A 25,664-nucleotide genomic window follows, 5' to 3' on the forward strand; every position below is an offset into this window, starting at 1 on the left:
CTTTATTTGTTCCTTATGTAGATCTTGCGGACTTAAGTGATCCATATGTAATTTCTGATCGTTTGCTTGCACCTAATGCACTCTGAACCGTCAGCTCCGGCCTCGTCCGGTTTCCATGACGGGCTGGGGTAACGCGGGGACGCTCGTTCTCGCGCTGACGTGTTCGGAGGATGACGGCGTATGCGCCGGAGTTTGTCGTGGACGTTTTCGGCGGGCGTACGAACCTGGATAGCGGTTTCCGCCACCGCGGCCGTGACCCCGGGCCTGTTGCTGTTCCAGGCGGTTCCGGTGGCCGCCAAAGTGCAGCCGCCCGCACTTTTTCAGGGCTTTCCCGATACGCCCGAGCAGTTGACCGGCTCTGCGGCGGGATTTCCATCGCTGGTTGATTCCGCGGCCACGGCGACGACCGTGACCGGAGATTCCCCACCCGATGACGGCGGCAAAGGCGAGAAGAAGCCTTCGGGGACATTGCGGTCACTGGAGGGCGGTTCATCGGTTGATGTCAGGGACTTCAAACCGGCCGAGAAGAAGATCGTCCAGTCGTCGTCGAACAGAGCCGGGTCGGGAGTTCTCGTACCGGAGGCTCGCAACACGCTGTCCTTGATGAGCATGTGGGTGGTGGCCTACTCCCCCGATGATCAATCTCAGGTGGACACCCTCACCCCGGAGCTGAACGCCTACGGCTACAACACCGGGATCGGCAGCGGCTCGGTGGAGTACCAGTACAAGATCTGCCAACTGCTGGACAACGGCACCACGGGCACGTGCACGCTGTCGGGGTGGCGCTCCTGGATCAGCCCGGCGTGGACGGTGCCGGCGGGCAAGTTGGCGTGGGGCAAACGCTACGTCTGGGAGGTGACGGTCCGCGACACCGGCACCCAGGAGACCGGCACCCTGTCGAACCTGACCTTCGTCACCGGCGTCCGCCAACCCCTGGCCGGTTCCCATCTGGCCGACCGGGGCGTCAACGGTCAGGAGTTCCACCAGCTCGCCGGCAACTACACCACCACCTTCACCGACGCCTCGGTCTCCACCTCAGGGCCGCCCCTGTCAGTGACGCGCTCATACAACAGCCTGGACTCCCGGGTGGACGGAATGTTCGGGCCCGGCTGGTCGACCCGCTTCGACATGAAGATCCAGCCCGAGGGAGGCACCCCGCAGACCCTGCTGGTCACCTACCCTGATGGCCGCAAGCTCCGTTTCGCCGAAAAATCCGGCGCCGCGGGCAGCCCGGTCTTCTTCCAGCCCCCGCCCGGCGTCCATGTCACGCTGGCCGCGGCCGAGGGCGGCGGCTGGCGGCTGATGGACAAGTCATCGTTCTCCTACACCTTCGATGCCCAAGGGCGCCTGACCAAGCTGACCGACAAGCGTGGCCGTGCCCAGGACCTGCTCTACGACGCGGGCGGCAAACTGACGAAGGTCACCGCGGCCGGCGGCCGGTCGCTGACCTTCACCTGGACCGGCGAGCACGTCACGGCCGTGGCCACCGACCCGGTCAACGGACAACCCCTCACCTGGTCCTACGCCTATGACGGGCAGCGCCTCAGCCAGGCCTGCTCGCCGACGGCGGCTCCCAACTGCACCGTCTACGACTACGCGACCGGTTCCCGCTACCGGGCGAGCGTGCTCGATGACCGGCCGCTGGGCTACTGGCGGATGGGCGAGGTCCGCTCCGGCAACGACCCTGAGGGCGGCCCCTACACCTGCTTTCCCGACGAGACGGGCCAGAGTGGCTGCGCCTACTTCAAGACCGGAGTGCAAAGCGGCAAGCCCGGCGCGTTGACCGGCACCACGAACGCATCGGCCAACTTCCAGGGCAGCGGCACCTCCTCCGGCATCCAGCACTGGGGCCTGTTTCCGAAGATGGGCAAGAGCGTGTCGGTCGAGTCGTGGTTCAAGACCAGCGACTCGGGCTTCATCTTCTGGTCGGGCGGATTCAACACATGGACCCCTTCCTCCTCCTTCAACGGGGTCCCGGGCCTCTACGTCGGGGTCGACGGCAAGCTGCGCGGGCAGCTGAGGGCGTCGTTCGAAGGGGATCCCTACACCCCGGTCACCTCACCCCAGGCGGTCAACGACGGCCAGTGGCACCACGCAGTGATCACCTCCACCGGCGGCGTCACCAAGCTGTACATCGACGGCGCCGCCGCGGGCTCGGCCAATGTGGGAGTGGAGTACATCGACTGGATGGCCTCCACCGTCATCGGCAGCGGCAGCACCGACTCGCGGCTGCCCGGCTCCCCGGCGGGCCGTTCCAACCCCGCGGAGTTCGGCTTCAAGGGTCTCATCGACGAGGTTGCCGTCTACGACCGGGCACTGACGGCCACCCAGGTCAGCGCCCACTACGCCGCCCGAGCCGAAGCGCCCTTCAAACTGAACAAGATCACCCTGCCGTCCGGGCGGGTGTGGATGTCCAACACCTACAACCCGGCCAACGACCGGGTCGCCACCCACGTCGACCAGCACGGCGGCACCTGGAAACTCGGCGAGCCGGTCCACGCCGACACCGGCGGCCTGACGACGGTCACGGTGACCGACCCGAACAACAACACCATCGGCTATACGCACGACGCCCGGCGCGGCTACCGCCCGGTCAGCCGGACCGACCAACTGGGCAAGATCACCAAGTACGAGTACGACACCGGCGGATTCCTCGCCAAGGTCACCGACCCGAACAACAACTTCACCGAGCAGGTCAACGACGCCCGCGGCAACGTCACCGCCGTCAAGACCTGCCGTGAGGCGACAAGCTGTCAGACGACCCGTCAGACGTTCTACCGCAACACCGCTGATGAGTTCGACCCGCGCAACGACCAGCTCACCGTGTCGCGGGACGCACGCTCGGCCAGCACCACCGACAACACCTACGCCACCACGACCGAGTACACCACTCTTGGTGACGTGGCGAAGGTGACGCCCCCGGCCACCTCGGACTTCCCCAGCGGCCGCTCGACCACCTTCACCTACACCGACGGCACCGAACCCGCCGTCGGCGGTGGCACCACCCCGGCGGGCCTGCGCAAGTCGGCCAAGGACCCCAAGAACAACGAGACGACCTACCGCTACACCGCCGCCGGGGACCTGGCCGAGCAGACCAGCCCGTCGGGGCTGAAGGCCCAGTTCGCCTATGACGCGCTGGGCCGGGTGATCTCCAGCACCCAGGTGTCGGAGGCTCACCCTGCCGGGGTCACCACGACGTTCACCTACGACAACCTCGGGCGCCTGCTCACCCGGACCGAGCCCGGGGTGAAGAACGAGGTCACCGACGTCACCCACACCGCCAAGACCACGCTGACCTACGACGCCGACGGCAACAGGCTCACCACCACCGTGGCCGACCTGACCGGCGGCGATCCCGCCCGTACGACCACCTACACCTACGACGCCAAGGGCCGGGTGGAGACGGTCACCGATCCGGAGGGCGGCGTGGTGCGCTCGGCCTGGGATGCCACCGGCGCCCAGGTCTCAACGACCGATCCACTGGGCACCGTTCTCACTTACGCCTACACCAAGCGCGGCGAGCCGACATCCACCACGATCAAGAACTGGACCGGGAGCCCGGTCAACCCGCAGGCTCCACAGGATGTGGTGCTGGAGTCGCGCTCCTACGACCCCGCTGGCCGACTGGCCGGTCAGGTCGACGCGATGGGCCGCAAGACGGCCTACACCTACTTCACCGACAACCGCCTGTCGGAGGTGATCGGTGACGACGTCAGGTTGAACGGCTCCACCACCCCGGCCGACGTGGTGCTGGAGGCCAACACCTACGACGCGGCCGGCAATCTCACCAAGCAGGTCACCGGCGGTGGGAAGGCGACCACCGACTACGTCTACGATGCCGCCGGCCGCCTCACCTCCACCACGTTCGACCCGGCCGACCTCAAGCGCAAGACCGCTTTCGAGTACGACGCGGTCGGAAACGTCACTCAGAAGACCTCCACCGGCGCGGGCACCACCCGCACCGAGTCCACGGTTTACACCTACAACTCGCTGAACCAGATGACCCGCCAGACCGTGGAGAACGGCGCCGACGACCTGGTCACCACCAGCACCTACGACGACCGCGGCCTGCTGACCGCGACCACGGACCCACGCGGCAACGCCTCCGGCGCCACGCCCGCCGACTTCACCACCACGATGCGCTACGACCTCGCCGGTCGGCTCGTGGAGTCGAAGGCCCCCCAGGTGAAGATCGAAAAGAACGGGTCCGCCGCCGATGGACGGCCCACGCTGAAGTACGGCTACAACAGCGTCGGGCTGGCGACCCACACGGTCGACGCCGAGGGCAGAACGCTCACCTCGACCTTCGACAAGGCCGGACGTCTCACCTCAGCGGTCGCCCCGTCCTACACCCCGCCGGGTGGCAGCTCCGTCATCCCCAAGGTCAGCTTCGACTACGACGCGGCGGGCCGCCAGATCAAGGTCACCGACCCGCGCAATTACGTCACCTCCACCGTCTACGACGCGCTGGGCCGCCCAGTCAAGGTCACCGAACCTGGCCCCTCGGGACCCGGCGGCACCCGAGTGGCGGAATATGACCTGCTGGGCGAGCAACTCGCGGCCATCGACCCCACCGGGGCACGTACCGAGGCCACCTACGACGATCTGGGCCGGAAGATCACCCAAACCCAGATCGAGCGCAGGCCCACCACCGCCGCGCACACCACCGCGCTGACCTACGACACCGCGGGCAACCTCACCAAGAGCGTCGCACCGGGTAACAAGACCACCAGCTACACGGTCAATGCCGCCGGGCAGGTCAAAACCGTAACCGACCCGCTCACCCACGCCTCCGCCGTCTCCTACGACCTGCTGGGCAGGGAGACCAAGGTGACCGACGCGCTGGGCAACGCCACCGAGGTCGAATACGACCTCGCCGGACGCAAGATCGCAGCCAAGGACCTCACCAGCACCGGAAGCGTCGTCCGCACCCTCGGCTTCGGCTACGACCCGGCCGGCAACCCGACCAGCACCACCTCCGGCGAAGGGCACGTCACCCAGCGGCAGTTCGACGCACTGGGCCGGATGACCTCACTGATCGAACCGGTCTCCGCAGGCACGTCGATCACCTCGACGTTCGGCTACGACGCCACCGGGGCACGCACCCGCACCACCGACGGCCGAGGCAACGCGACCTGGACCAGCTACAACAGTCTCGGCCTGGTCGAGTCGGTCATCGAACCGGCCACCACGGCCTACCCCAATGCCGCCGACCGGACCTGGACCAGCGTCTACGACGCCTCGGGCAACTCCATCTCCACCCTGCAGCCCGGCGGGGTGCGCATCGACCGTACCTTCGATCCCCTGGGCCAGGTGGTGGAGCAGAGTGGCAGCGGCGCCTCGGTGACCACCCCGACGCGGAGCTTCACCTACGACGCAGCGGGCCGGGTCACCGCGATCGGCGACTACACCCTCGAATACAACGACCGCAGCCTGCTGACCAAGGTCTCCAAGGCCACCAACCAGGTCGCCGCCTACGCCTACGACGCCGTGGGCAACCCCACCCAGCGCGTCGACCCGGCCGGGACGGCGAACTACACCTGGGACGACGCGGACCGGCTCAAGACCGCGAGCGACCCGGTCACCGGCCGCACCTGGACCTACGGCTACGACAACGCCGACCGGCTCAAAACCAAGACCTCCGCCAGCCCGGTCAACACCGAAACCTACGACTACGACGCCGTCGACCGGCTCACCTCGCACTCGGTGAAGAACAGCTCCGGCACCGAGCTGTCGAAGATCGTCTACGGGTGGGACAAGGACGATCTCCTCACCACCAAGACCACCACCGGCACCGCGGGAGCGGGCACCAACACCTATGGCTACGACCGCGCCGGACGCCTGACCTCCTGGACCGCCCCCGGCGGTGCCGTCACCGACTACGAGTGGGATGCCTCCGGTAACCGCACCAAGGCCGGAACCGACACCTTCGTCTACGACCAGCGCAACCGGCTGACCTCCGGCGCCGGAACCGACTACACCTACACCCCGCGCGGCACCACCGCCACCGAGACCAAGGCCGGCGTCACCCGCAACCTCGTCTTCGACGCCTTCGACCGGCTCGTCAACGACGGAGACGCCACCTACGGCTACGACGCCCTGGGCCGGATGACGTCGCGTACCAAGGCCGCCGACCAGCAACGCTTCACCTACTCCGGTCTGAGCAACGACCTCGTCGCCACCACCGACGGCGCGGGCGCCCTGCAGGCCAAGTACGGCCGCGACCCCTTCGGCGGCCTGCTCAGCCTCCAGGAAGGTGCCGGCCCCGTCCTCGGAACCATGACCGACCTGCACGGCGACCTGGTCGGGACCTTCTCCGGCACCGCCCTGGTCGACTCGACCGCCTACGACCCCTTCGGCAAGGTCACCCACCGCTCGGGCACCCAGCGCGCCCTCGGTTACCAGGGCGAGTACACCGACCCGGACACCGGCAAGGTCAACATGAACGCCCGCTGGTACCAGCCCGGCACCGGCGCCTTCACCTCCCGCGACACCGCCACCCTCAACCCCAACCCCTCCATCCAGGCCAACCGCTACACCTACGCCAACGCGAGCCCCCTCACCCACAGCGATCCCACCGGACACAGCTCCATCCAGCTCAACAACGCGAGCTCCATCACCGGCACAACTGGTAGCTCCAGCTGGCAGTCCTTCGACATGAACGCGTACATGAGCGCCCACATCGACAAACTCTCCTCCAAAAGTTTTGATATTACGAAAATTAACTGGCCAAAGCCGGGACAGCCGTACAACGCGTGGGGTGGCGACGGCTCAGGTATATACAGAAGCGACGGACTCTCCGACGTGAAGCCATGGAATCCCGGGCTCTCAGATGACGAGGCGCGACGAATTGGATACACGACTAACGGAAATCCGGCACCGAGCGACTTTTGGAAGACAACCAAAGAGGAGCGGGACCTCTACGAGGTTTTCACCGATTTTGTGGATGACGAGAAGACTCTCAAATCCCTGTGGAAAAAAATAAAGTCATCCAACTCTAAAAAAGCAAATGGAGGGGCTTTCCGTACAGGCATGTCACTAAGCCCAGCCCCTGACAGTGCAGTAAAATTCAAAAATGAGCTCGAAGCCTGTCGGGCCGAATTCACTCTTAAAGTTTGCTCGGAAGTAAAAAACATTTCAGAAATGGCCGACGAGTTTGTCAATGAACGCATAAAAGACTTTGACGGCAAGACGTCCAAAGGTTGGGCAAGAAATGTTCTGAGACACTTCGTTGGCATGGCCATGACATGCTGGAGTCTCGGCTGCGACGTAGCAAAAAAAGTTGCAGAAATGCATGAAAGTTTTGCATTTTCCGACCTCACCCCTCCCCATAAATACAAAAAGGGGACCAAAGAATATGACGATGCCGTCAAGGAGTGGAATAAGCGCGCCCTGGACAGCCAGTTCGACCGAGCAATAAACGATCTAGCCGTCAAGTACTACGAGCAAAACAAAGGGACTCTCGGCACCCGGAATGCCGAATACAACAAATGCAGCTCCCGCTATTATGGCCCTGGCGCACAAGACCTTTTGGGTGGATGCATGCAAAAAGCGAACGAGGCCTTCATGCAAAAAGCATTTGTGGCTGGAATGGTTCAAATGTGCGGCAGAAGCTTCAGTTTTCCCGCCTCAAAAGAAGCACAAAAAGTGAATTGTAAATATGTGGCCCCCTATCCGAGCAGGTAGTTCACGGAGAACACTTCACGACAGATATGGAGAAAATAAATGAGGTTTTTCATACCAAGCAGCAATTGACTCCGATGGTCTACAAGATAAAAATGGCTTATAGTTTGCGACGGCGCGTTCGCCCACCGCGCACACGCGGGTGTGAATGCGGTGGCGGACCACCGACCGCTCGACAGATCTGCTGGCAACGCTTGAACAGCGCGTGAACCGTGCCGTCTACACCCTATTAGCCCCAGCTGGCGCTAACCGACACTCAGCGCCGGTCAGCGTGTCGATTGCTGTCTCACCGGAGACTTATCTCACCTCAGCTTGTCCTTCTTCACCAGCTGTCCAAACTAAAAAGAACTCGAAGTTCGTTTCGTAAGGTCGTTGAGGCCGCTATGGTTTTGATCATGAAAAGGGTGCTTCGCTGGCTACTGATGGTGGCCGTGGCTTTTCTCGTAGTAGCCGGTATTGCCGCCGCTCCTTTGATCTCCGAGATCTGGGAGCATCGCAGGATCTGCGACGAGCTGTACGACCGTGTCGAAGCGGCCTTGACGCCGCTCGACGTCCTGGATGCCGCCCCAACTGGCGCTGTCCCGGTCGGAGAGCGCGACCATGAATGCGGCGACACCGACGACCACTATCCCACCATCAGCCGTTCCTACCGCCCGCCAGAGCAGCACAGCTCGTCCAAGGCCATCGAATCCTTCTATCGGGACCTTGCCCAGCGCAACGGCTGGAAGATCACCCCCGCTGAGCACTCCACTAAAGAGCTGGGATGCATCGTCAAAGAGGTCGAGGGCACAGAGATCACTCTCGATGTCTGGTTCAGCCCGGAGCCAAAGGGCACCTACATAGTAAGTGCCTCTACCTGGCCCTGCTGAGACCCAGCCAGGTCACCAACGCCGCTCTTCCTTGTTTAACCAAGGACCTCCCGTTCGAGTTCGCCGCTGACTAGTCCTGTATTCCGTACGCGCCCCCGATTGACCTGGGGTGATTACCCGCTGCACTGGATCAGATATAGCTACTGACCTGCAACGATGTGGCACGTGCGGAAAACGGGACTAGCTTGGGGCTTCATGTAGCCGATGAGATCACCGCTCTCCACGACTGGCTATGCCATGCAGGGATACTGGTAACGAACGCTGTCACGGGGCCCAAACCGCGTTGATCTCTATCAGTCGCGGCCACCCCGCCCCCAAGGCCCCGGCATGTTGAAGATGTGCTCGCTTGTGAGGGATTTGCGTTCATAGCTGGAACAGGGTGAGCAAGCGGTGGGCGTCATTGCGGTAATATCTCCGGGCATGGGCCATGTTGGCGTGCCCTTTCTGGCGGAACGCGCCGGTGGTGAGGTTTCTGCAGGCCGTCATCACCTGCGGTAACGCCCCGGTGCGGATCCGGCTGGCGTCTTCGCCGAAGGTAACGTCTCGCACGTAATGCGACCGGGTCTCCACGCTCCAGTGCGAGCGGATGTAGCAGCCCAGATGCGCGGGTCCCGCCAAGTCGGCGGGCAGGCTGGTGATGACGTGCACCACTTCCTTACTGACACCGGAGCCGGCCAGATCGCCGACATGACGGACAATGCGTATCACCTGGGCGGCGCGAGGGAAGTCGAGGCCGTCGGCCGGTGCGGTGCGGACGGTACGGCGCTCACTGCGACCGTGTCCCCGGTCGGTCTCGGTGTGGCCGGTGCCCGCATGTTCGTGATCGGCGTCGGTGCCAGCGCTCAGGCGGGCCCCATCGCGGCCGGCAAGAGCGCGCTCTGGTTGTGCTTGACGATGAGCACGTAGTGCGCGCCGGCGTCTTCGACCAACATGCTGGGGCCATGGAATGGAAAGAAGAAATACATTTCGGAAGTGCCAATGCGCTACACGCGCTCGACAAAATAAGTAACCCCCTGCATAAACGTCGATGGATGACCAATGAGCAGAAAGACTCCGAATGAGTGGTGATGGGATCGATTATACGGGAAGGCGCGCACCTAAATATTAATGCATTCAAACCCTTGAACATGGAAACACATCCAGAAGAGATCAGAGATGCGATCAGAAAATCAGGAAAGCAAGAGGCGCTCCTGATTGTGAATGCATATCAACATTAACATCAACGAGGACCTTCTTGTTCAAAGTCAAGGTTCCCGTTCTTGCCCAAGAAAGCGTAGAGGAGATTTACTCCACGTTTTCGACTCTGCGTCAGAGTCATAGTCTCGGTTTCAAATTGTGTCTATCGTTGATTGGTAGAGGTCTTCGAATTTTCGGACCGCTGCGGTGTCCGCGAAGGGGCGGAGGTGGGTTCGGATGGTTTCTATGCGGTCGGTGACGCGGGCTGAGTTGACCTTGACCGCCAGGTTCAGTGACTTCGAGGCGGCCTCGGTGGCCCGTTCGATCTCGCGGGCCTGGGCATAGGCGTCGGCGAGCCAGCTCAGGTAGAGGGAGATCTCCCGCGCGTGCGTGGCGTCGTAGGTGTCGATGCCCTGGGTGAGCAACGGTTCGGCCCTGAGCGGGCGGCCGAGCTCGGTGAAGCACCGGCCGGCCATCACGTCGACCTCACCTCGCTCCAGCCAGTAGACCCACTTCGGGTCCTCATCGCCCTCTCAGTGCAACCCGAACACCTGATCAACCTTGCCGAGCGCCCGTTCAGTGATCACTAAATCTCCCGCCTTGGCGTGTGCCCAGGCCACTCGTTCCAGCAGCAGAGCGCGGGTGCGGGGTGCTTGATCGCTCAGCGCCCTTGACCGCCGTACGGGCCATCATGGCCGCCTCCCTGGGATCACCCACGTTGGCCATCTGATAGCTCAACGAGGACAGCAGATTGGCCGCCGTCGGCTCATCCCCGGCGACATGCGCGGCTTGGATGCCTTTGATGTAGTAAGTCCGGGCGCGACCATACAGTCCCGCGTCGGAGGTCACCCATCCCGCGAGCTGGCAGAGCTCTCCCATGGCTTTCAGGAGTCGGTGTCCCACGTCCTCGCTGTAGGCGGCCTCTCTGGCGACCGTGACGGTCGCCTCCAATTCTTCGATTCCCAGGTTCACGGAACACCGGAGGGCGGACGTTTCAAAGGATGTGCATGCGGACGCCGAGGCGGCGGATGCGTTCTCGGTAGTTGTAGCGCTCAAGGTCCAGCAGGGTTCGTACGGCTTGGCGGGCCATGGGGTGGTCGCGGATGAGGAGGGGAGCCGCCCTCTCCGCGTGTTCCAGTTCGGCCGTGGCGGCCTCGCGGTGGCCGCACCAGAGCAGGCCTCGGGCATAGTCGAGATGGTGGCATCCGACGCGGTTGGCCTGCAGGCCCTTCGGGAGCCGGACCGTCTTTCCCCGGCTCACGGCCTGGGGGCCGTCACCGAGTTCGACCGCGACGGCGACCCCGTGGATGTCGACGTTGGTCTGGCTGGTGCACAGCTCGTAGTAGTTGGTGCGCTGGCGAGGTCCGAGCCGGGTGACCGCCTCACCCGCGAGCCGGTGTCGCGACCACGCCTCGGCGGCGTCGTTCTTGCGGGCCGCGGTGATCGCGGCGCACAGCTGCAGCCCACCCCAGACGGCCAGCGCCTCCGGTTGGCCTTCGACGTACTCATCCTCGATGCTCGCGCGGGCCGAGTCGAGCACGGTGAGCGCGTCGTTCCACGACGTGCTGGCCCACAGGCCGCGTACCTGCAGGTAGGTGTACACGGCCTCGTGGTAGGGGCCGCCCGCCTGCTCCCCGGCCCAGCGGACCCGATTGGTGGTGGTCAGGGAGAGGTCCGCGTAGCCGAGGTTGTAGACCACCGAGTCGGCTGCCAGGTAGGTCAGGCCGAGGTGCTCGACCGCCTTGCTGAAGCGGTCGGTGTCGTGGCCGCGCTCGCCGAGCTGGAAGGTGCATCGGGCGGTGTCGGCGTTGCGTGCGGTGTAGAACACCGCGAGCAACGCTGCCGGGCCGGTGGCCACGGCCAGGACGTTGCCGCGGATCGCCGTCGGCGCGGCCGCCCGGTCCTTGTCTGCGGCGGCGTGGTCGAGGTCCTCCAGCCCCCAGGTGGATCCCGGGCCCGGTGTCCGTACCGGCGCTGGGGCCGCCACCAGCACCGGCCGGGTCGCGCCGTCGGCCGGACGGCACCCCTCTGGCATCATGGTCATCGGCCGACGCGACGGGAGCAGTTCCATATGCATGTCGAGACGTATGGTCCCGCCGGTGCCCCGCCCGTGCTCCTGCTGCACGGTGGTGGTGTCGCCGGTTGGATGTGGGAGCCGGTGCGGGAGCGTCTCGCGCGCGACCACCGGGTGATCGTCCCGGACCTGCCCGGCCATGACCGCAGCGCGGACGAGACGTATCACTCCCATGCCCGCACCGCCGAAGCCTTGACGAGGCTCCTGCACGACGTGGGCGGTCGCGTCTCCGTCGCCGGGTTCTCCCTGGGCGCGCAGCTGACGGTCCTGCTCGCCGCACACCGGCCCGAGCTCGTGGAACGCGTGGTCGTGGTCAGCGCGCAGGCCAAGCCCATCGCGGCCGCCGGGTTCACCCTCGGCCTGCTCGGCGCCACCGCCGGGCTCGCCCGGCAGCGGTGGTTCGCCAGGTTGCAGGCCAAGCAGCTGTTCGTCCCTGGCCCGCTGCTCGACGACTACGTCCGCACGTCCGCGAGCGTCTCGAAGCAGACCCTGCTCGCCGCGGTCGGCGAGAACCTGCGCTTCACGCCGCCGCCCGCGTGGTCGCGTTTCCCCCGCGAGGCGCTGATCCTCGCCGGCGGGCGTGAACGGGGCCTGATGCGGGAGTCGGCCCGCGTGCTGCACGAAGCCCTGCCGGGCAGCGAGCTGGAGATCGTGGCGGACTGCGGGCACGGCATCCCGCTGCAACGGCCCGACTGGTTCGCGGACCGGGTGCGCGGCTGGCTCGGCGCATGACCCGTCCACCGAGCCGCACCCATGGGCGCTCGACGCCAGAGTAAATGACGGAATTGGTCGAGCGGCCACGAGAGTTCGTCGTCACGGTGGCCTTCCTCCCCCACGACGTACTGATCACCGTCCAGAACCCCGGCGCCTCGGAGATTCCCTGCACGAGAAAGCCCGGATCGGACGCCACCGGCGGCCGAGGGCTCCTGCTCGTCAACAACCTCGCCACCCGCCGGGGATTTCACCGCTACTCCACCGGAACCGTCATCTGGTTCGAACTCAGCTCAACCGGCCTAACCGAATGAGCCGCGACAAGAGACCGGGCCGACAAGACGTCTGTCAGCATTGGCGGTTTTTAAGTAGCGTGAAGTGATGTTCTTCGATCCCGTACCGACGGAACAGGAACCCATCGCCCGCCCTGAGCTCCCGCCGTGGTCCGCGCCGCCCTCGCAGGAGATCGGAGCGGTGCTCGCGGTCGAGCGGGTGGTGGCCCGGAGTGCGAACGTCGTGGTGCTCCTGCCGACGATCCGGGTCTTCAGCACCGGCTGCATGCTGGATGTGGAGATCGCGTCCAGGCAGGGTGACCTGCCCGCCGAGGACTGGTGGTACGTGCAGCTGGCCGGGGCCCCGATCGCCCAGGCGTTCGGGCGCGGCAACCGACCGGACTCGCTGTTGCGGCTGGGCGTGCGGTTCGCCGACGGCACGAAGGTCACCACCCTCGAATGGGCACAGAGCACAAAGAGCGCCTCCGGCGATCCGCCGGCCGGGCCGCTGCTGTCCTGGCTTCCGATGGGCAGCGGCATGCGCGGCGGCGAGTTCGGATTCAACAACTTCGGGCTGTGGCTGTGGCCGTTGCCCCCGGCCGAGAACTTCGAGTTCGCCGTGGAGTGGCCACTGGGCGGCGTCGAGCTGACGACCGTCGAACTCGACGGCGCGGCCATCGTCTCCGCCTCCGGCCGCTCGGCGCACTGCTGGCCGGACTCCACCGGGTAGAGCCGTTCACCTGAGCGAGGGGAAGCGGGTTACCCGGTGTGAGTGTCGGCGCCGCGCTTCGTCCACGGCCTTCTCCCCGCCGGAGTCCGCGACGATGTCCACGCGGATGTCGCTCCAGCTGGGAAAGTTCGTCCTCGGTCCTCCTGGCTAGAACAGCTCCATTCGACCCCACTGGCCCCGCCCCGGCCACACAGACGGCTGGTTGGCAGATCCTACGACACAGTAACGATCTTGGACGCCCTGTCTGCGTTCCCGGACACACCATCAGCATTCGAATGTCTCGATGAGAGCCACACCCCCAGTTGAGTCGGCGACCGTCCCAGCAGTCGTGACAGGGTGCACGAATGGCGACGAACCGCGAGTACTCCCCCCATCTCCACCCCACCGGATTCAAACCGTGGTCGGACACCACTCCGGCCCACAGAGATCTCCTCGCGGCGAAAGCGCTTGTCTACGACCCCTGCGGGTTCACCTGCTCGCAGCCGGTCCCAGAAACCGAGGGTGCCGCGTACGCCGCCCACGCCTTCACCCTTGACGGACTCGCCATCCGATTCCGCGCAGCCAAGACGACCCCCACCAAGGTCGGCCAGTTCGTCACCGTATGGAAGAGGTCCCCGGGCGGGCCCATCCAGCCTTTCGACGCAACCGACCCCGTCGACCTCTTCGTCGTCAGCACCCGCGACCATCACCACTTCGGCCAGTTCGTCTTTCCCGTGGACGCGCTCTGCCAACGCGGTGTCGTATCAATAAACGGTTCCGGTGGGAAACGAGCCTTCCGCGTCTACCCACCCTGGGTGACCACCACCAACCGCCAAGCCGGCACTGCTCAGGCGTGGCAGCTGGACCACTTCCTGCACCTGTCCCAGGACCGCCCCATCGACTCCGCCCGCGCCCAAGAGCTCTACCACCCATAGGACGGACAACCCAGCCGGAGTGACACGATCGCCTACGACCTCCAATCATTCGGAATGACTCGTCCAGTACCGTGACAGGCGTTTCCGTACTACAAGTAGCGCCACCTTGTCCACAGCACCCGCTATTGATAAGCACAAAGCTCCATGAACAGCAGCAGAGCAAAAAGGGAAACACCTACGACTGCCCGGGAAAGACGATTATCGGCTCAGAGAGGGATCGAAATGACACGGACACTCGTTGGGCGCCTCCCATACCGTTCCGTCATCGGATGTGTAAGCGCCGCGGCACTGGTGTTCGCGCTGGCCGGATGCGGGGAGGGGCCGTATCTCCCACTCGGTGATCCATTGCCCCGTTCCGTGGCGATGGGTCTCAGCGCCGACGGCAGGCTCCAGTACTTCGCGCCGCTCTGCCCGGGTGAGCAGGTCACGTCGGTCCAGGTCCTGGACTACGCGACCCACCGGGTGCTGTGGGAGGCGTCCAGTCCGGTAAAGAGCATTCGCGAAGGCGGCCGGATCACTGTAGGGGCATCGGAGGAGTTCGAGCAGGTGAAGGTTCCGCTCGTCTCCCCGCTGCCCGACTCCCTGGGCCTGGAGTTGTCCTTCGACGGAAGGGTGACCGGGGTCCAGGCGAGTCGTCGAGCCATCTCCTCTGACATGGCCGGCAGCGACACCGTCCTGACGGATTTGGGAGAGAAGATGAAGGAAGCGGACTTCAGAGCCCGAACGGTGCAGGAAGTCTGCTGACGGCTTCGCGTGTTCATCGCGTTTCTCGTGCTCATGATGTCGATCCTCAGGTTGAATCCCGTGCTGCGGCGGGCCACCGTACGGCTGTAATCCAGCCTCCGAGAAAGCAGCGGCACACCGTACGGCATGCCCCTGAACAAGCAGAAGTCGATCTGGGTACGCCGAGCGCCTCCGATGAAGCCACGCAACCACTACTCAACCTGGGTCCGGCTACCTCCATTCGCCCCTCAACGCCCGTATTTGGTGTTGACTTACCCCTTATGTCAGCCGATCTTGGTGCTTCTCGATGGGGTCCTCGTGAATGGGGCGTGCTCGGGGTCGCGGTACTGCTGCTCGCGGTGAGCTTCCGGGAGGTTCGGTATCACCTGGACGGTCTGGGATCACGGCGAGACCCGCACCGAGCAGTCGACGGCGAACGTCTGGCAGGCCTCCACCGCCTGGTCGGTCGCGGTGCTGTTGGTAGTGGCCGCCGCGCTGCTGTGGAGCCTGCGTAGCGCCGACATGTCGCGACGGAGCCGACCTGCCGCGCTCGCCCTTGTCGCCCTCGGCGTTGTCCTCACGGCATGGCAATGGTGGAGGGTGCGCCCGAGCAACGGGCCGTCCTACAACGGACTCGAAATCGCCCCTGACTTCGGCCCGGTCCTCACCGCCCCCAAACCCGAAGAACAGATCGGATACATCTCCCGGGACGAGTTGTTCAGCCTGCACCTGCCGGGCTACAACGCGGGCGTGCGTTCCGGTCTCTATATCGCGCTGTTTCTGCTCGTGCTGGAACTGGCCCTGATGCTCAGCGCGTTCCTTCCGCGCATCCTGCTACGGCGAGACAGGGCGCAGACAGGATGAACGATCACGTGATCGACAGGGAGCGTGTCAGGGATGTGCTGTCCATCGGGATCGCCGTCGGCGTCCTGATCTGGGGCGCCGTCGGCGCGTGGACGGCCGTCACCGTACAGAACTACCCGTGGAACCAGTGGGTGCCGTTCGCCAACGGAGCGAGCAAGGGCGTGCTACTCGGCATGCTCGCCGCTGCCGGCGTCGCCATCGCACTGGCCGGTGGCTCGGGGACCGGATGGCGATGGGCCGTGTTCATCGGCGCGCTGATCGGTGGCGGCCTGCTGGGTACGATCAAGGATCTCCTTGGCCCGCCGGCCCCCGCGGTGTACTTCGAGGAGCCGATTCCCGATGAGCGGTGGTACGGAACGACGATGCTGCTGCACTGGACGGGCAAGGTGGTGCTGCCCGCCCTGCTGTGTGCCGTGATCCTGCCCCTGCTCGTGGCGCGTCCGTACCGGCGGACACAGTCGCTCCTGGCCGGTGCGGCACTTGCCCTCGCAGGTGTCGCGCTGCTCCTGCTTCCGGCGATCGCCTCAGCTCTCGCACCCGAGGTCCAGGGCAATGGCCAGCACGTCAACGAGGGCTTCAAAGCGGGACTAATCTGCTGGGTCGCCGGAATCCCGGTGTTGGCCGTCGGCATGCTTCGAACGTTCTCGCTCCGCACCGGCCGGCGCGGAGCGCGCACAAAGCGGATACGTTCCCAGTAGCTGTGACGCCCAAGACCTAACGACCTGCCACCCAAATCGAACGTTTCAAAGGATGTGCATGCGTGTGCCGAGGCGACGGATGCGTTCGCGGTAGCTGTAGCGCTCCAGGTCCAGGAGGGTCCGTACGGCCTGCTGGGCCATCGGGTGGTTGCGGATGAGCATCGGGGCGATCTTCTCAGCGCGTTCGAGTGCGGCCAGGGCATCGTCGCGCCTGCCGCACCACAGCAGTCCTCGGGCGTGGTCGAGATGGTGGTGACCCGCGCGGCCGGCCTGCACATCTTTGGGGAGCCGTATCGCCTCTCCGCGCTGCACGGCCTTCGGCCCGTCCCCCAACTCGACAGCCACAGCGACGCCGTGGATATCGACGTTGGCCTGGTTGGTGGACAGGTCGTAGTGGTTGGTGCGCTGGCGTGAACCAAGCCTGGTGACCGCCTCGGCCGCGAGCCGGTGGCGTGACCATGCCTCGTCGGCGTCGTTCTTCCGCGCTGCGGTGATCGCGGCTCGTAGTTGGAGCCCGCCCCAGACGGCCAGTGCCTCGGCTTGGCCCGCCGTGTAGTCGTCCTCGATGTTCGCGCATGCCTTGTCAAGCACGGTGAGCGCGTCGTTCCACGACGTGCTGGCCCACAGGCCGCGTATCCGCAGGTAGGTGAACACGGCCTCGTGGTAGGAGTCGCCCGCCTGTTCCCCGGCCCAGCGGACCCGATTGGTGGCGGTCAGGGAGAGGTCCGCGTAGCCGAGGTTGTAGACCACCGAGTCAGCCGCCAGGTAGGTCAGTCCGAGCAGTCTGAACGCCGCACTTCGATCAGGCTCCGCGTACAGATGGGTGGCTGCCTGTAGCTCGGAGAGCAGAGCCGGTAGTTCCTCCGCCAGCTCGGCATAGCGCGCCTCTCGCCGTAACCAGCGCGCACGTTCGGTCGCCGCGTGAAGTTCGGGCAGTGGCCGTACCGCTCCGGTCCATTCGGGGTCGAGGTCGTAGCGCTCCAACTGGCGGCGGATCTCGGGGATCGCCGAGTGTCCACGGTCCTGGCTCGGGCTGTCGCCTCGGTAGGGACGCGCGGTGAGCTCGTTGGGGTGCATGCGCAGGGCCTTGGCGAGGGTGTTGACCAGCGCGATGGAGTCCAGGGCAAGGCTGTCGTTCTCGATCGCCGACACCCAGGACTGGGCGCGACCGACGCGCCGGGCCAGTTCGTTCTGCGTGATGCCCACGCGCTTACGAGCGCGCCGCACACGGGTTCCCACACTCTCCGCCGCCAGGTCTGAGTAGGCCATGGCCTCAAGGTAACCCGGCGCGACCTGCTTGACCTCCCCCTGCGCCAAAGTATCAGCGGCGCTGATGTCGGTATCTCTCCGCGTTCATAGCGTCACCTTTCGTGAGTGACGGCAGGCGCGGGTGCAACAGGAGATACCCCTGCCCTCTGCGCACTCTGACCGCGACCGAATCGGCCTTCAAGCAAGCGGCCCCTCACCCGCGCAGGGGGAGCCGTCTTGGCCGAGGACCGCGAACATCCAGAAAACCAAGTCCCAGAACCTCATGAAAACGGCTCTGCCCGGCGAGTGACGTCGCCTGGCAGAGCCTCGCCCGCACACTGGAGGTGCGAACTGTGCTCAACCCTAGTAGAGCCGTCAAGATCATCAGGGTTCGCTGGCATGCTGAGCGACCACCCTCGCCCCTGGGCTGCCGCTGGTGCGGTCATCCCCCCTACGCCCACGACGCGGACAGCCTGCCGCACCGGCCCGGACACCTGTGGGAACAGCCCACCCCCGCCCAAGTCCGTACCCGCATGACGGCCCGGCGTCGCCTCGGGCTCTACGGTCGGCTACCCGCGCCCACCATCGTGGCCGCCTGCCCGCCGAGCCGTCCCCGCGCGGGTTCTCTCCCCAGCCGCGGACGCCACTCGCACTCGGCCTCGACGACGGCCGCCCCACCGTACGAACGAGAATCGCCGCCGGGTGTGCGGCCCGGACCGGGCAGGCGCGAACCACGCCGCAAGGCGGTGACGGCATGACCCCCGTCGACACCACCTCTCGGCACGAGCCCTCCGAGGAGGCCGGAGCGCTGCATACGCTGGCGCTGCGGTTCACCGGCTGGTGCCTCTGGTATGGCAAGGCCACCGGCCGCTACTGGGCACTCTCCCCCACCTGGTGCCGAGAGCACATCGGCCTGATCGAGGCCGACACCCCCACCGAACTGGCCGCCCAGATACAGCACATCGAGGACTTCCGCCCCCACCTCGCCCCCGACCAGTCCGGACGTTCCCTCCCCAGGGCAGACCTTGCAACCCCGCCCCTCGACCATGGCGGAGAGAGCAGCACGGACGTCAAAGTCGCTGGAAATACCGAGCACAACGGAATCAAGAGCAAGGGAGGTGACCGAGATGGCAGCACGCCTGTTGTCCGCGCTCGTCGGCGTACTCGCTGACCGCTTCCGTACACCAGCCGACGGCGCCATATGGTCACCGCACCTGGGCCGAATCCCCGGCTGGTCGGCACCCCTGGGCCACACGCCCGTCATCTCCCAACGGTTCGCGGCCACCCCCGACCAGGTCAGACCCGCACGCGTCTTCGTCGCCGAACTTCTCGGTGACGACCACCCGCTCCGTGACGACGCCGTACTCCTGACCAGCGAACTCGCCACCAACGCCGTCGAGCATTCCAGCGGACCGTGCGACGCGGGACCGGTCGACCGCCCACGGGAGTTCGTCGTCACGGTGGCCTTCCTCCCCCACGGCGTACTGATCACAGTCCAGGACCCCGGCGCATCGGAGATTCCCTGTACGAGGAAGCCCGGCCTGGACGCCACCGGTGGCCGAGGGCTCATGCTCGTCAACGACCTCGCCACCCGCTGGGGATTCCACCGCGATTCCAGCGGAACCCTGATCTGGTTCGAGCTCGAATCGGCGTCGGGAACCGGACGTCAGGGGCACCGTCCCGCTGATCGACATGCTCAAGGAGACGGTGCTGCGCACCGGCTGCCTGGACGAGGTCCACACCCTGGCCAGGAAGGCTGATGCTGCTCATCTACGCCTACGGCACCTCGGGGACGGGGCACCGTGCACCGTGGCCCCCTGGGGACTTCCGCGAAGTCGGCTTCCCAGAGGGCCACGGGTGATCCGGCGGTTTGTTCAGTCGGTGGCGTTGGCCGCGCTCGTGATGAGGTCGGTGACGACGCCCGGATGGCTGATCATCGCGACATGGGATGCCGCGACTTGTACGGTGCGGGAGCCGGCGCGCTGGTACTCGTAGCGCTGCAGCGCGGGGGGAATCGCCTTGTCCTGGGTAGCGATGAGCCCCCACGAGGGGATGGTGCGCCAGGCTGCGTCCTGAGTGCGATCGGTGAAGCAGGCGGCGCTGAAGGGACGCTGCGTGGCGGCCATGATCTTGGTCGTGGACGTGGGCAGGTCGGCGGCGAACACCTGCCGGAGCTTGTCGGCCTGCAGATACAGGTCCGTGCCGGTGGTCCCGTCGGGGTTCGGGTACGGAACCGGGTTGAGGGCGGCCTGGATCTCACTGCCGGGATACTTGTCGATGAGTTCGCCCAGAGCTTCGCCCGTGTCGGGGACGAAGGCGGCGACGTAGACCAGCGCCTTGACGTTGGGGTTGCCGGCGGCGGCGTTGGTGATGACCGCGCCGCCGTAGGAGTGGCCGACGAGGATGATCGGCCCGTTGATGCTGCGGAGCACGCCGGCGATGTACGCGGAGTCCGTGGGGAGGCTGCGCAGCGGGTTGGCGGGGGCGATCACAGGGTAGCCGCGCTTTTGGAGCCGGTCGACGACGCCGGTCCAGCTGATGGTCGCGTCGGCGAAGCCGCCGTGGACGAGCACCACGGTCGGCTTGGGGTTGACCGACCTGTTGCTTACGGCCGGTGCGACCGCCGCGGTTGCCCCGGCCGAGCCGACCATCGCCAGAGACAAAGCGATGGCGGCGGTGGCGAGCAGGGTCCTGGCCCGGCGCAGGGTGAATCCGAATCCGTACATGATGATGGTCTTTCTGGTGCGATGCCGATGACGGCCGTGATCAGGCGGCGGCCTGGCGGATGAGGGTGGCCACCGCCGCGGGCTGCGACAGGTAGACCGAGTGGCTGCCCGGCGTCTCCGCGACGGTCGCCCCGGCGCGCTGCGCCATGGCGTGCTGTGCGGGCGGCGGGATCATCCGGTCGTCGGTCGCCACCAGGTACCAGGACGGCTTGGCGCGCCACGCGGGTTCGGTGACCGTGCCGCCGAGGGCGTCCACGCCCCACGGGACCTGCGAGTCGGCCATGAACGCAGCCTGGTCGGCGGACAGGTCCCCCGCGAACGACGCGGCGAACTTGTCCCGGTCGAGGAGGAGGAACCCGTTCACCGGGGGCAGGATCGGCGGGACGGGTGCGCCGGGCGGCGGGTCGGCGATGAGCGTGTTGACCGACTCGCCCTTGTCCGGGGCGAAGGCTGCGATGTACGCCAGTGCCGCCACGTTGGGGTGCGTACCGGCTTCGCTGATGACGACGCCGCCGTAGGAGTGGCCGACCAGGACGCAGGGGCCGTCCAGCCCGTCGATGACCTGGTGGGTGGCGGCGACGTCTCCGGCCAGGGACAGGGTCGGGTTCTGCACGACCGACACGCGGAAGCCGTCGGCGACGAGCAGGTCGTAGACCGCCTGCCAGCCGGAGCCGTCGACGAAACCGCCGTGGACGAGCACGATATTGCGGATCATCACATTTCCTTTGCGAGGAGAGAAGGGTGGAACGCATCCCACGGTAGGAACCGGGCGACTCCCCTCGCATACGTCAAATGACGTCAAATGACGTCAGATGATGTAATCGCCCTCCCGTCCGGCCATGAGACGGCTCAGCTCGCCGCGCGTGGCGATGCCGAGCTTGGGAAAGATGCGCGACAGGTGCGTGCTGACCGTGCGGGGCGAGACGAACAACCGCCGGCCGATGTCGCGGTTGGTCAGGCCGTCCGCGACGAGTTGCGCGATCTGCAGTTCCTGGGCGGTGAGCCGGTCGCGGGCGTCGTGCTTGCGGCGGATCCGCTCACCACTCGCGCGCAGCTCCCGCAGCGCGCGCTCCGACCAGGGCACCGCGCCGAGCGCGTCGAACGCCTCGGCCGCCGCGCGCAGCGGCGCCCTGGCCTCGGCGGCGCGCCGCTGGCGGCGCAACCACGCGCCCCACGCGTGCCGCAGCCGCGCCCGTTCGAACGGCCAGCCGACCAGGTCGTCGCGGAGCGCCTGCGCGAACAACTCCTCCGCGGCCTCGTCGGGCGCGGTGACGGCCCTGATGTACGCGAGCGCGACGAGCCCGACCGGCGACCCGCTCTCCTCGATCATCGGGGCCAGCTCGTCGGCGACCGCGCGCAGCTCCGCCTGCCGCCCGCTGAGCAACGCCGCCTCCGCCAGGTGCGGCAGCGCCCACAGCCGCATGTACTGGCTGTAGCTGACCTCGCCCGGGGTGAAGACGGGGTGCAGCGCGTCCCAGGCCGCGCCGAAGGTCCCATCGGCCAGCTCGGCGGCCCCCCGCGCGATCTGCACCAGGGCCAGCATCGGGTGCGCGCCCGCCGACAGGAACGCCCGTTCGGCCGACGCGGCCAGGTCGCGCGCGACGTCCGTCGCGCCGCGCAGCGCGTGGATCTCGGCGGACACGGCGTCCACGGTGAGTACCCACTGCGGCTGCCTGGTCTCCATGGCCAGCGCCCTGGCCTCGGCGGCGGCGACGACCCCGAGCCGGGTGTCGGCGAGCCGCGCCGCCGACGTCGCCTGCCCGACGAGCGACTGCGCGAGCGACCCGAACGGCCCCCGCGCCCGCATCCCCGCGATCGCCTCCGCGTACAGCCGCGCGCCCAGCGGGAACGCCCCGACCGCGTTCGCCGCCATGCCCAGCAGTTGCAGGTTGCGCGGGCTGACCCAGCTCGCCGTGCTCAGCTCGTCGAGCCTGGCCAGCACCTGCCTGCCGCGCTCCACCGGGGTGATCATCGCCAGGGACGCGACGATCTGCGGGTCGTTCGCAGGCACGGCCAGCCGTTCGATCGCGGCGAGCACGGGCGCGCGGCCCTCCGGCGTGGGGTTGGAGAAGAACCAGCGCATGCTGACCCCGGCCAGCCAGCGCAGTGCGAACGCCGAGCCGTCACGTGCGCGCATCTCGTCGAGAAACCCGCCAAGGTCGGACAGCCGGTCCACGCCGGTCCACACGAAATGCAGGGCGATGTCGCGGAAGTAGGTGAGCCTGGACCGGTCGATCGGGGCGAGGTCGGCGTCCTCCGCGCGGCCGACGAGGCGTTCCAGGGCGGCGCGGTCGCCGAGCTCGAAGGCCATCATGGCGGCGTCGATCAGCCGCACGCCCCGGCGGGCCGGGTCCGCGCTGAGGTAGGCGGCGCGCTCCAGCGCCTCCAGCGCGCGCCCCGACGCGCCCCTGCCGTCGGCGCGCAGCGCGGCGGCGGCGAGCCCGGCCGCGATGTCGTCGTCGTAGGACGTCGCGGCGGCCGCCCGGTGCCAGATCCTGCGGTCGTCGTCCTCGGGCAGGGCGGCGGCGAGCGCGGCGTGCGCGTCGCGTAGCAGGTCGGCCCCGGCCGCCTGGACGATCGCCGACCTGATCAGCGGGTGCCGGAACCTGACGTGCGCGGCGTCGGCCACGACCAGCCCCGCCCGGGTCGCGGGGGCCAGCGCGGCCGCGTCGATCGGCGCGCCCGCCAGCAGGGACGCGGCCCGCGTGTTCTCCTCGATCGCGTCGTCCTCGTTGACGGCGGCGACGAGCGCCAGGGTCCTGGTGTCGGCGGGCAGCGCGGCGAGCGCCTGGGCGAACGCGCGCTCCAACCGCTCCGTCAAAGGCAGTCTGCTCGAGGCGAGCACCTCCTGGTCCTGCCGGGACGCCAGCGCGGCGAACTCCATCAGCGCGAGCGGGTTGCCCGCCGCCTCCGCCAGCACGCGGGTGCGCAGCGCGATGCCCAGGTCGGGCGCGATCCTCGCCAGCAGTTCCGCCGCCGCCTGGTCGCTCAGCGGCGGCACCGTCAGCGCGGGCAGCCCCGACGCGGCGAGCCTGGCCTGCGCGTCGGCGTCGTCGCGCAGGGCCGCCAGCAGCACGACGGCGTCCGAACGCAGCCGGCGGCCGACGAACGCGAGCGCCTCCCAGCTCGGCTCGTCCAGCCAATGCGCGTCCTCGACGGCGAGCACCACGGGCGTGTCGCCCGCCAGCGCGGACAGCCGGTGCAGTACGGACATCGCGGTGCGCAGCGGCCCGCCGTCGAGGTCGCCGGGCGCGAGCCCGGTCCCCGCGAGCAGCCTGCGCAGACCCTCGTACGGGACCTGGCCTTCGGCGGGCACGCCGGTCACGGTCAGCACGCGCGCGCCCCTAGCCGCGGCCTCGGTCGTGGCGGCCCCGAGCAGCGCCGACTTGCCGACGCCCGCCGCGCCGCTCAACACGAGCGCGCCGCCGCCCTCCTTCAAGCCGTCCAGCAGTGCCAACAGGTCGCGCAGTTCGGCGTCTCGCCCCACGAGGGCGTGCGGTGTCACGAGGACGATGTTCACACCGCACGCCCCGAGCCGTCCAATTTCAGCTCGTGCCCTGCCGTCCCGGCCGGATGTGCGTGAGCATGGATGAGCTGGTCGGGCATTGGACCGCAGGACCTTCGATGGGTTCCGGCAGGAATCATGCGCGGGCCGCTCACCTTGCCCGCCTGGACCGGCACGGCCGCGCTGCGGCCGCCGCCAGGCCACGAGGCGTACTGATATCGCGCCGATCGCTCTGATTACGATGAGACATATGTACTCCTGGAACGCGGCCGCCCCGATTCCCTCCGTGGGTGCCTGGGATGAGGCGTTCACCGGCCTGCATGGCGCCAGTCGGATCAGCGTGCCCGACCCCACCGTCCCGTGGACCGGGCACCTGGACTGGCAGCGGTCCGCCAACTACGCTCTCGCCCGCTGCTCCGGCAGTCAGGAGGTGGTGCGCCGAGAGTGGCGGCACATCCGATCGGATCCGCGGGGAACCTACGAGCTGCTGGTGCCGCTGGCAGGGACGGCATGGGTGGAGCAGGGGCCGTCATCGACCGAGATCCGGCGCGGCTGCATGGTGCTGTGCGATATCGACCGGCCGTTGGCCTTCGCCCACGACGCGGACTTCCTGTCGATCGCGTTCATCATGCGCGAGCAGGACGTCGCCACCCGCAGCCCGTCCGCGACCCGCGAGCCCATGATGATCGACTCTTCCAGCGGACTGGGCAAAGTAGTCAGACATTTGGTGACGACGCTGCAGGAAGAGCGTGAGCAGTTCTCCGAGACGGCCTTCGACATCGCGTGCGATCGGCTGCTCGACCTGGTGTGCCTGGCGGCCGAGGGCGGCGTCGATTCGGCACCCAGCGGGCAGCGCGCCCTGGTGGAGGCCTCGATCCGGCGCTACGTTCGCCGGCACGCCTGTGACGCGGACCTCGATGTCACCGGCATCGCACGGGCGCTCGGCTGGTCGACGCGCTACATCCAGCAGGTACTGCAGGCGGCCAACACCACATCGCGCGATCTCATCCGCCACGAGCGGTTGCAACTCGCCCGGTCCAGGCTCGCCAGTGTGAGCTGGGCGGCCTCGTCCATCGCACAGATCGCGCACGCCTGCGGGTTCGGAAGCCACGCGGCGTTCGCCACCGCATTCCGGCAGCAGTTCGGCAGAACGCCCCGCGATGTCCGCCACGACGCTCTGCACCCCACGCTGGGATCGGCGGCCACGCCCGCGGTGGCGGAGCCGCTGACCGGATCCGGCGAACGCGGTGTGCTCGGCTGAACGCGCCGGTCGAGACACACCGCGGTGCCGCGACGCTAGTGCCTGGCCGGACTGAAGTACCGGCGCGGGTTGTCCACCAGCATCGTGGTCAGTTGCGTCTGGGTGACCCCGGCGCTGAGCAGCGCCGGAAGCACCTGCTCGTGCAGGTGGGTGTAGTGCCAGTTCGGCGCGACCTGCTCGCGCACGCCCGGAGGGAACCAGTCGATGTGG

At 67.0% G+C, this 25,664-nt stretch carries 22 protein-coding genes and 1 pseudogene; 12 read left to right on the forward strand and 11 right to left on the reverse strand.

Annotated features, from left to right (window positions below):
* Positions 1-320: 320 nt before the first annotated feature.
* On the reverse strand, positions 321-611 hold the full coding sequence (locus ABT130_RS30430) for a hypothetical protein (RefSeq protein ID WP_350961075.1): 291 nt from the start codon (positions 609-611) through the stop codon (positions 321-323).
* On the opposite strand from ABT130_RS30430, the gene ABT130_RS30435 reads away from it, so the two are divergent.
* Positions 604-7,686: an RHS repeat-associated core domain-containing protein gene (locus ABT130_RS30435; protein ID WP_350961078.1), complete on the forward strand. Its 7,083-nt coding sequence runs from the start codon at positions 604-606 to the stop codon at positions 7,684-7,686. The two genes, ABT130_RS30430 and ABT130_RS30435, sit on opposite strands and share 8 nt — an antisense overlap.
* A gap of 392 nt (positions 7,687-8,078) precedes the next feature.
* The gene (locus tag ABT130_RS30440; protein WP_350961081.1) at positions 8,079-8,552 is read left to right on the forward strand and encodes a hypothetical protein; all 474 of its coding nucleotides are present in this window, start codon (positions 8,079-8,081) and stop codon (positions 8,550-8,552) included.
* A gap of 363 nt (positions 8,553-8,915) precedes the next feature.
* Here the strand turns inward: ABT130_RS30440 and ABT130_RS30445 are convergent, their stop codons facing one another.
* The 4 genes and pseudogenes from ABT130_RS30445 to ABT130_RS30460 form a co-directional block, all read right to left on the reverse strand.
* Positions 8,916-9,260, reverse strand: a complete 345-nt coding sequence (locus ABT130_RS30445; protein WP_350961084.1) for a hypothetical protein — start codon at positions 9,258-9,260, stop codon at positions 8,916-8,918.
* A 620-nt stretch (positions 9,261-9,880) separates the two neighbouring features.
* Positions 9,881-10,246, reverse strand: a pseudogene (locus ABT130_RS30450) (NsdA family TPR-like regulatory protein); the annotation flags it as partial.
* Positions 10,247-10,304: 58 nt separating this feature from the next.
* Positions 10,305-10,700 carry an NsdA family TPR-like regulatory protein gene (locus ABT130_RS30455; protein WP_350961088.1) on the reverse strand — a complete coding sequence of 132 codons (396 nt, stop codon included), beginning with the start codon at positions 10,698-10,700 and terminating at the stop codon, positions 10,305-10,307.
* Positions 10,701-10,722: 22 nt separating this feature from the next.
* The gene (locus ABT130_RS30460; protein WP_350961090.1) at positions 10,723-11,772 is read right to left on the reverse strand and encodes a hypothetical protein; all 1,050 of its coding nucleotides are present in this window, start codon (positions 11,770-11,772) and stop codon (positions 10,723-10,725) included.
* A 27-nt stretch (positions 11,773-11,799) separates the two neighbouring features.
* On the opposite strand from ABT130_RS30460, the gene ABT130_RS30465 reads away from it, so the two are divergent.
* The 5 genes from ABT130_RS30465 (at position 11,800) to ABT130_RS30485 (ending at position 15,173) form a co-directional block, all read left to right on the forward strand.
* Positions 11,800-12,534, forward strand: a complete 735-nt coding sequence (locus ABT130_RS30465; protein ID WP_350961093.1) for an alpha/beta fold hydrolase — start codon at positions 11,800-11,802, stop codon at positions 12,532-12,534.
* Positions 12,535-12,578: 44 nt separating this feature from the next.
* Positions 12,579-12,827 carry an ATP-binding protein gene (locus ABT130_RS30470; protein ID WP_350914463.1) on the forward strand — a complete coding sequence of 83 codons (249 nt, stop codon included), beginning with the start codon at positions 12,579-12,581 and terminating at the stop codon, positions 12,825-12,827.
* A gap of 67 nt (positions 12,828-12,894) precedes the next feature.
* Complete coding sequence (locus ABT130_RS30475; protein WP_350914461.1) at positions 12,895-13,515, forward strand: hypothetical protein; 621 nt, start codon at positions 12,895-12,897, stop codon at positions 13,513-13,515.
* A 344-nt stretch (positions 13,516-13,859) separates the two neighbouring features.
* Entirely contained in the window at positions 13,860-14,429 is a 570-nt protein-coding gene (locus ABT130_RS30480; RefSeq protein ID WP_350961096.1) for a MepB family protein, read from the forward strand.
* A 345-nt stretch (positions 14,430-14,774) separates the two neighbouring features.
* Positions 14,775-15,173 (forward strand): hypothetical protein, encoded by a 399-nt coding sequence (locus ABT130_RS30485; RefSeq protein WP_350961098.1) that lies wholly within the window; start codon positions 14,775-14,777, stop codon positions 15,171-15,173.
* 380 nt (positions 15,174-15,553) lie between these two features.
* Here ABT130_RS30485 and ABT130_RS30490 read toward each other — a convergent pair whose 3' ends face one another.
* On the reverse strand, positions 15,554-15,676 hold the full coding sequence (locus ABT130_RS30490) for a hypothetical protein (RefSeq protein WP_350961100.1): 123 nt from the start codon (positions 15,674-15,676) through the stop codon (positions 15,554-15,556).
* 76 nt (positions 15,677-15,752) lie between these two features.
* On the opposite strand from ABT130_RS30490, the gene ABT130_RS30495 reads away from it, so the two are divergent.
* Positions 15,753-16,016 carry a hypothetical protein gene (locus ABT130_RS30495; RefSeq protein WP_350961102.1) on the forward strand — a complete coding sequence of 88 codons (264 nt, stop codon included), beginning with the start codon at positions 15,753-15,755 and terminating at the stop codon, positions 16,014-16,016.
* Positions 16,013-16,714 carry a hypothetical protein gene (locus tag ABT130_RS30500; RefSeq protein ID WP_350961104.1) on the forward strand — a complete coding sequence of 234 codons (702 nt, stop codon included), beginning with the start codon at positions 16,013-16,015 and terminating at the stop codon, positions 16,712-16,714. The genes ABT130_RS30495 and ABT130_RS30500 overlap by 4 nt, the downstream gene beginning before the upstream one ends.
* Positions 16,715-16,759: 45 nt before the next feature.
* Here the strand turns inward: ABT130_RS30500 and ABT130_RS30505 are convergent, their stop codons facing one another.
* A complete protein-coding gene (locus ABT130_RS30505; RefSeq protein ID WP_350961107.1) occupies positions 16,760-17,983 on the reverse strand; it encodes a helix-turn-helix domain-containing protein in 1,224 nt (407 codons plus the stop codon).
* 733 nt (positions 17,984-18,716) lie between these two features.
* On the opposite strand from ABT130_RS30505, the gene ABT130_RS30510 reads away from it, so the two are divergent.
* Together ABT130_RS30510 and ABT130_RS30515 are read left to right on the forward strand one after the other, a co-directional pair.
* Positions 18,717-19,133, forward strand: coding sequence for a hypothetical protein (locus ABT130_RS30510; protein WP_350961110.1), 417 nt, complete (start codon positions 18,717-18,719; stop codon positions 19,131-19,133).
* On the forward strand, positions 19,090-19,722 hold the full coding sequence (locus tag ABT130_RS30515; RefSeq protein ID WP_350961113.1) for an ATP-binding protein: 633 nt from the start codon (positions 19,090-19,092) through the stop codon (positions 19,720-19,722). The genes ABT130_RS30510 and ABT130_RS30515 overlap by 44 nt, the downstream gene beginning before the upstream one ends.
* A 114-nt stretch (positions 19,723-19,836) precedes the next feature.
* Here the strand turns inward: ABT130_RS30515 and ABT130_RS30520 are convergent, their stop codons facing one another.
* The 3 genes from ABT130_RS30520 to ABT130_RS30530 all read right to left on the reverse strand — a co-directional run bounded on the left by ABT130_RS30520 (position 19,837) and on the right by ABT130_RS30530 (position 24,208).
* Positions 19,837-20,688, reverse strand: coding sequence for an alpha/beta fold hydrolase (locus tag ABT130_RS30520; RefSeq protein ID WP_350961116.1), 852 nt, complete (start codon positions 20,686-20,688; stop codon positions 19,837-19,839).
* Between the two features lie 40 nt (positions 20,689-20,728).
* Positions 20,729-21,403, reverse strand: a complete 675-nt coding sequence (locus ABT130_RS30525; protein WP_350961118.1) for an alpha/beta fold hydrolase — start codon at positions 21,401-21,403, stop codon at positions 20,729-20,731.
* 93 nt (positions 21,404-21,496) lie between these two features.
* Positions 21,497-24,208 carry an AAA family ATPase gene (locus tag ABT130_RS30530; protein ID WP_350961120.1) on the reverse strand — a complete coding sequence of 904 codons (2,712 nt, stop codon included), beginning with the start codon at positions 24,206-24,208 and terminating at the stop codon, positions 21,497-21,499.
* A gap of 235 nt (positions 24,209-24,443) precedes the next feature.
* Here ABT130_RS30530 and ABT130_RS30535 point away from each other — a divergent pair, with 235 nt between their 5' ends.
* Positions 24,444-25,454, forward strand: a complete 1,011-nt coding sequence (locus ABT130_RS30535; RefSeq protein ID WP_350961123.1) for an AraC family transcriptional regulator — start codon at positions 24,444-24,446, stop codon at positions 25,452-25,454.
* Positions 25,455-25,489: 35 nt separating this feature from the next.
* On the opposite strand, the gene ABT130_RS30540 is transcribed toward ABT130_RS30535, so the two are convergent.
* Positions 25,490-25,639, reverse strand: coding sequence for a phosphotriesterase family protein (locus tag ABT130_RS30540; protein ID WP_350961124.1), 150 nt, complete (start codon positions 25,637-25,639; stop codon positions 25,490-25,492).
* Between the last annotated feature and the right edge of the window lie 25 nt (positions 25,640-25,664).

The sequence above is a fragment of the Streptosporangium sp. NPDC001681 genome, assembly GCF_040298085.1.
GTDB lineage: Bacteria > Actinomycetota > Actinomycetes > Streptosporangiales > Streptosporangiaceae > Streptosporangium.